The sequence below is a fragment of the Beggiatoa leptomitoformis genome, from assembly GCF_001305575.3.
Classification (GTDB): Bacteria; Pseudomonadota; Gammaproteobacteria; order Beggiatoales; family Beggiatoaceae; genus Beggiatoa; species Beggiatoa leptomitoformis.
Window position 1 is genome coordinate 2,274,980 of sequence record NZ_CP012373.2, and the last position, 6,945, is coordinate 2,281,924.

The following is a 6,945-nucleotide window of genomic DNA, read 5'->3' on the forward strand; positions in this document are numbered from 1 at the left end:
TTAAGCACTGGTATCCGTTTGATAATTTTTTATTACTTATTTGCTTGATACTTTCTGCCGTTTTATCTGGATGTAATCCTGCAAGAGTTCGCACAACTCTTTTTCTTGCAACTGTTTGGCAAGTCTGCTAACTGTCGTGATAAAGTCTTGTAATACATTGTCTTGTTTAATTAACTTTTGCCCATATTGAACAATGCCGTGCATATCACCTTGTAATGCTAAATCATATAAAACATCTAATTCTGCGAGCGTAGGACTTGGTTGCTGTAGTGGTGGCAGGCTTATGGTGGGTGAGACAGAAAAATTCTCGGGCATGGGTGTCTCATAAATCCAAACAAAATTTAGATAATGTTGCAAATGACTCAATAAAACATCGGTTGGAATTGGTTTGGCAATAAATGCCTGACATCCTGCGACAATACAAGCATCTTGGTCAATTTCAAAAACACTTGCGGAAATGGCAAAAATAATAGTACTAGATAATTCAGGATGTTGACGGACTTGTCGCGCTAATGCCAAACCATCTAATCGTGGCATGACAATATCGGTTAATATCGCATCGGGTTTATGTTCTAGTGTAAGTTCAAGAGCTTCTTGTCCATCCTCTGCTTCAATAATCTCAAATCCTAACTGACTAAGTAAATTACTTAAAACATAGCGATTATCCGCAACATCATCAGCAATCAGGATTTTACAAGGCATTTTGTGCGCGCTATGCGCAGGAAAATGATAACTGCATATGTGCGGTGTTTCTGAGGAAAAGGGTAATGAGCGTTGTGTAACAACAGGAAAATCTAACCAAACGCGAAAATGGCTTCCTTGTTTATAAACACTATCAACGGTTATTCGCCCTGCCATTGTTTCTACTAATTTTTTTGTAATGGCTAATCCTAATCCTGTTCCTTGTTCACGATAGTGGGGTTTACCCAATTGCTCAAAAGGGAGAAAGATTTTCTCTAATGATTCTGTAGCGATGCCTATTCCTGTATCTTCTACATGAAAACAAAATTGATTTCCCTGTAAATATTCAACAAAAAAAGTAATATTGCCCCGATTAGTAAACTTAACAGCATTACTGAGTAAATTAATTAAAATCTGGCGTAATCGTTTTGCGTCTGCATAAATAGTATTTGGTAATATCTCATTATTTTTATAAGAAAAATCAACTCCTTTTTGTTCTGCGCGTGCTTGGAATAAATTAACCAAATCACCTAAAAACTGCGCTAAATTTATTTCTACAGGTTGTAAATCCAAACGGTTGGCTTCTATTTTAGCAATGTCGAGAATGTCATTAATTAACGTTAGTAAATAATCCCCTGCGCGTTGCATGATGCCGATGCGTTCCCGCTGTTGCGGATTTAACAAGGTGTCACGGTATAAAATTTGCGCATAGCCAAGGATTGCATTTAATGGGGTACGCAATTCATGGCTCATATTGGCTAAAAAGGTTGTTTTAGCGGAATTTGCGACCTCTGCTATATGTTTTGCTTCGCGTAACTGCGCTTCAGTCCGTTTTTGTTCAGTAATATCTTCAACACTGCTCCAAATGTAAGTTTCTCCATTCCGCTCAATCAATAAACTATGCAATCGCACAGGAACAAGATGACCCGCTTTATGGCGCAATTCTTTTTCGTAGGGACGAAAATATCGTTTTTTTTGTAGGCTTGCAATTCTATCCTGTTCAAGTGGATGAAATTTTTCAGGTGTGAGTTCCCATAAACTCATTTTTCCGCCAATATCCGCCGCTTCATAACCAAGTGCATGTGCGTATGAGGGATTTACCTCAACAAAATCACCCGCTAGCGTAATAAGTGCCAATCCTATGGGGGATGCATTGATAAGTGTGCGCAAATGGGATTCACTTTGGCGCAGTGCTTGTTCTATTTGCTGATGTTCAGTAATATCTTGAACAATACCGAGAATACGGTGCGGTTTACCACTTGCATCATGTAGTAATTCTCCTACACAATGTAAATAACGGGTTTGCCCATCTAACCAACGAATAATCCGATATTCTGTATGATACGGTTTACCATGTTCTAACGTATCATGTAAGGCAAAATAGTAAATTTCGCGGTCATCGGGATGAATCAGCGCGTGTAAAATACCATTGTTGATAACAGGATATGCGTCGCGTTCAATCCCAAAAATGCGGTATAACTCATCTGACCATTCTTCAGTATTGGTTAAAATATCCCAATCTCTATGTCCAACATGTGCAATGCGTTGGGCTTCCGCTAAACGGGCTTCACTATTACGTAGCTTTTCTTCCATCTGTTTACGCAGGGTTATATCTCGCCCAACAGATTGAAATTCTATTAAATTTCCGTATTCATCAAAAATTGGACTGTCCGTCCATTCAAACCAATGAATATGGCCATCATGAGAAATATTGGGTTGCTCGTAAGTAATAACGGAGGGGGCTTTAACGTGGGCGCGGTGCAGTTCTAAATAATGTTGGCGATTTTCTAGCGGTAATGAGTGGAGAAATGACCGATTTAATAATTCAGCCCGCGATTTACCAAAATGCGTACAATAGGCGTTATTGACAAACATTAACAAGGTATCTGGTGTGATACGACACACTAATTCTGATTGTGATTCGATAATGGTGCGATAACAAGACTCGCTATGGCGTAATTCTTCTTCTACACGCCGTTGTTCTGTAATATCAATACCATTGCTAACAATGTATTTCACTACATTCTGTTCATCAACAATAACGCTGTTTGACCAAGTAATTAAATGGCGTTTACCTTTTTTATCAACCCAATAACTTTCATATTGCAACGGACACTGTTGCGGTGTGAGTTTGACTAGTAATTGTTGAATATAATAACTATCTTCAGGTAGTAGAAATAAATCAAAAATAGAACATCCTTGTACTTCTTCAAATTTATAGGCTGTCAACTGCTCACAAGCACGATTAAAACTTAAAATATGTCCCTTAACATCAATAACCGCTAATAAACTGCTCGCTGTCTGATAAATCGCTTTTATAAAGTCGCGCTCTTCACGCAAAGACTTTTCGGCTGATTGCCGCGAAATAGCTTGATTACGCACAGTAAATAAGCGTTCTATAATCACGGGTAACAATTTTACATAATGCGCTTTTTTATCGCGCATCACATAATCCCCAACACCCAGTTTAATCGCCTCCATAACGATGGATTCATAGCCTGCTTTTACCAACAAAATACTGGCAATTGCAATATTTTGCTCACCTAACAAGCGCAATAATTGCAAACCATCAAAAGGTTGCAATTGATAATCAAAGATTAACAACGCATAGTTTTCATTTTGCAAAGCCAATAAACCTTGTTTTGCATCACTCAGATGCGTGACACTAAAACCAACTTGTTGTAAATGGCATTGTACAAGTCTTGCCTGTGCTGGGTTTTTACCAATATATAAAATACGACGATGATTTTTGGCAGGATGAATTGTGGACATAACAAGGTGCGTGCAATATCGGTGGACAAAATGCACCGACACACAGTAGTTGAAGAGTTGAAGAAGTGAGACCCCAAGCAACATAACAAAATCAGTTACAATATACAATTTTCGACGGTGCTAAACGACATAAGGATAAAAAATCTTTTCCGTTTCATATTTGTTGTTAATGAAAAAGTTTTTTTATGGTTAAATTTATTGATTATCCTTAATTTTTTGGCATTACCCAATTTTTATAAAACAATCTTTAGGAGAACATCAACATGGGTTTTTTAGCAGGTAAGCGTGCGTTAATTGTCGGCTTAGCCAGTACCCGTTCTATTGCATGGGGCGTTGCCCAAGCCATGCACCGCGAAGGCGCGGAATTGGCTTTTGCTTATCAAGGGGAAAAATTGAAAGAACGGGTAGAAAAAATGGCGGGAGAATGTGGTTCTTCTCTTATTTTTCCTTGCGATGTACAAAGTGATGAACAAATCCAAAGTGTATTTGATAATCTCGCCAAAACATGGGATGGCTTAGATATTATTATTCATTCTGTTGCGTTTGCCCCTGCGGAAGAATTAAAAGGTCGCTATTTAGACAATGCTTCTCGTGAAGGGTTTCGCATGGCACATGATATTAGTTCTTATAGCTTTTCTGCCTTAGCAATGGCAGGTCGACAGATGATGCAAGGACGCAAGGCCGCCTTATTAACCTTGAGTTATTTAGGGGCAGAACGTGCAATGCCTAATTACAATGTGATGGGATTAGCAAAAGCCAGTTTAGAAGCAAACATGCGTTATTTAGCGTACAGTTTGGGAGAGGAAGGCATACGGGTAAATGCCATTTCCGCAGGGCCTATTCGTACATTAGCCGCAGCGGGTATTGCCGATTTTCGTAGTATGTTGGATTACGTGCAGGAAAATGCACCGTTACGGCGTAACGTAACGATTGAGGAAGTTGGCAATGTTGCTGCTTTCCTTTGTTCCGATTTAGCGTCAGGCGTTACAGGTGAAGTTACCTATGTTGATTGTGGATTTAACACCATAGGTATGGGTGGCTATAAGAAGGCTTAAAGAGATTGTCTAAATCAGAATTTTCAGGATTATCAGAATTATAAAAACAGGAAAATTTTTGCAAAAGTAGCACGGATAGCACCGCGTTAAACGGTGTTATCCGTCTTTATTGAATTACTGCTTTTCTGTTTGTGGCTGAATCTTTAAGGTTGGCAATTTGTCGCCATAATACGTATCTTCTTCTGTTTCAACCGCTTCTAGTTTCTTCACTTCTAATAAAACCCCTTCGGCACGACGTAAATTGGCTTGTGCAATATTGTAGGTAATATAAGCTGTTAAAAAGCCTTCTTCACTGCCTGCTAATTCTTGTTGTGCGTCTAACAGATTTTGTAAGTAGTTGGTTTGTTCTGCACTGCTGAGTAAATCACGACGTTCTTGCAAGGTTTCACGCTTTGCATGACTGGCTAGCATGGCTTGATATTTACTACTTAAATCACGATACGCAGTGTCCACTTCACGGGTTGCGACTTGAACTTCTAAGAAAACGGTGTCTATTGTCGTGCGTAATTGATTGACTAATTGGCGAACTTCTAAACGGCGGCGTTGTTCGCGGGCTTTAGCCACATTGTTTCCTAATGGCATATCAAACAGTAACCCTGCGGTAAAACTGGGTTTACCTTCGTTGTATTCATCATCTATCGCGTTGCCTGTATTTTTGCCCTCAGCCAGTCCATCTAAGTACGTGCCTAAAACGAGATTTAACACGGGCAAAACTTCGTTTTCACTCATCGATGAACGCATAACACCTGCTCTAAGCTGTTTAAATGCTTGATTAATTTCAGGGCGTTTGTCTAGCGCGAGTTTGATAGATTGCGACATATTCGCCCGTGCAAAATCTTTTTCAGGCGGTGTAACGGGAATTAATTCAAAGTCTTGTTTCATGATTAAGGTGGGGTCATTCACCAATGAAACTAATTTTGCTTCGGCATTACGGACGGATTGTTCATAACGCACACTGTCTGCACGACGAGCGGTTAAAACTGCTTCAGCGTTAATGACTTGACTACGGAGTGCATCGCGGGATTTTAATTCTTTAACAATGCTTTCCGCTTCTGCCAACAAGCGTTTTTTCTGTAAAAGGACAGCACGTTCTAGGTATAAACTCCAGTAACTGCGTTCAATTTCTAATAAATGGGCTTGAACTTGTCGTCTAAATTCATCCATTGAAATGGATTGGTCAACTTTTGCTACTTCAATCGTGGTTTCGTTGTATTCAATGCCTGCACCATTTAATAATGGCTGACGATAGGTTAAAGCCAGCCGTGCATTGGCTTGGGGGTTAGGAATTAAATAATCAGAGTTATTTTTCAATGTGCCAATTTTTTGAGATAACTCGATTTCTCCGCCTGTTGTTAGGGGTTTACGCGCACCCGCTTCTACGCTCCATTCTTGCTCTTCAAACCGCCCTGTTGTTCTACCTGTGCGTAATGTACTGCCAAGTGCTTCATCTAAATCATTATATTTGCCTTCAACAAACGCATGAGTATCGAATTTGCCTTCAGCTTCTTGGATAGAGGTTTGGCGAATCAGGGGTAATTCACTAAATACCTTAATTTGATTTGAATTTTTCGTCGCACGTAAGAGTAAATCTTCTACGCTAAAACGCACGGGGTTAGAACTGGTGTTTAGTTGTTCTTTAGCAAGACGTTCCCACCACAAGTCGTATTCAAAATTTAATGGTGGAAGGGGTGCGCTAGGCGCGAGGCGTGTAGAAATTTGTGAGGTTTCTTGCAGGGTTGCGGAATCAATATTGAGTTCGACACGGCGGTTTAAATTCCTTCCTTCTGCGGTTGCATTACTCGCAATTGGTTGGGTATCACCTGCGCCGCGATAGGTCACTGCATCAGCGGTTAAATTCAAGGCTTTTTGTACATAGTCAGCAACTACTTTCGCGCGTGCTTCGCTTAAGGCTTGATTATCACTATATAACGCATTGGATTTTAAGGGGCGATTATTGGCATGTCCGATAACAAGAATTTTAATATTGCTTTGACTGCGTAAAGGTGTAATGGCTTGGTCTAATTTCGCTATGGCGGCTTGGTCTAATGCAGCTAAATCAGAGCCTTGATAATTTACATGTAAAACAAATTGTTGGGGTGCATTAGGTTGCGCAGCAGGTGCTTGTCCTGCTTTGTCTGACGGAACAACGGTTAACACACCGTTATGGGTTTCTAACACAAAATCATAGCTATATGCATCATAACCCAATTGTTCTGCAAGCTCTTGATATTCTTTGCGTATAGGGTCACTGATTTGGTCGTAGCGTTTTTCGTAAGAGGGCGAAGAACTGCACGCGTTAAGAATCAATACACTAAGTAGTAAGGGGGTATAGCGAGAGGTGGGAAACATTGTTGTTTTATCCTTTTAAAATTTAAAGCGATACGTGTTACATGCCCGTGCAGTATTTGCACAGGCATATAAGTTAAATTTTGCGTGT

Annotated in this window: 3 protein-coding genes; 1 reads left to right on the forward strand and 2 read right to left on the reverse strand. The window is 39.9% G+C overall.

What is annotated here, in order from left to right; translation table 11 throughout:
- Positions 1-36 precede the first annotated feature (36 nt).
- Positions 37-3,453, reverse strand: a complete 3,417-nt coding sequence (locus tag AL038_RS09595; RefSeq protein ID WP_062152262.1) for a PAS domain S-box protein — start codon at positions 3,451-3,453, stop codon at positions 37-39.
- Positions 3,454-3,716: 263 nt separating this feature from the next.
- Between AL038_RS09595 and AL038_RS09600 the strand changes: the two genes are divergently transcribed.
- The gene (locus AL038_RS09600) at positions 3,717-4,508 is read left to right on the forward strand and encodes an enoyl-ACP reductase FabI (protein ID WP_062152264.1); all 792 of its coding nucleotides are present in this window, start codon (positions 3,717-3,719) and stop codon (positions 4,506-4,508) included.
- Between the two features lie 114 nt (positions 4,509-4,622).
- Here the strand turns inward: AL038_RS09600 and AL038_RS09605 are convergent, their stop codons facing one another.
- Positions 4,623-6,857: an OmpA family protein gene (locus AL038_RS09605; RefSeq protein ID WP_062152267.1), complete on the reverse strand. Its 2,235-nt coding sequence runs from the start codon at positions 6,855-6,857 to the stop codon at positions 4,623-4,625.
- Positions 6,858-6,945: the final 88 nt, after the last annotated feature.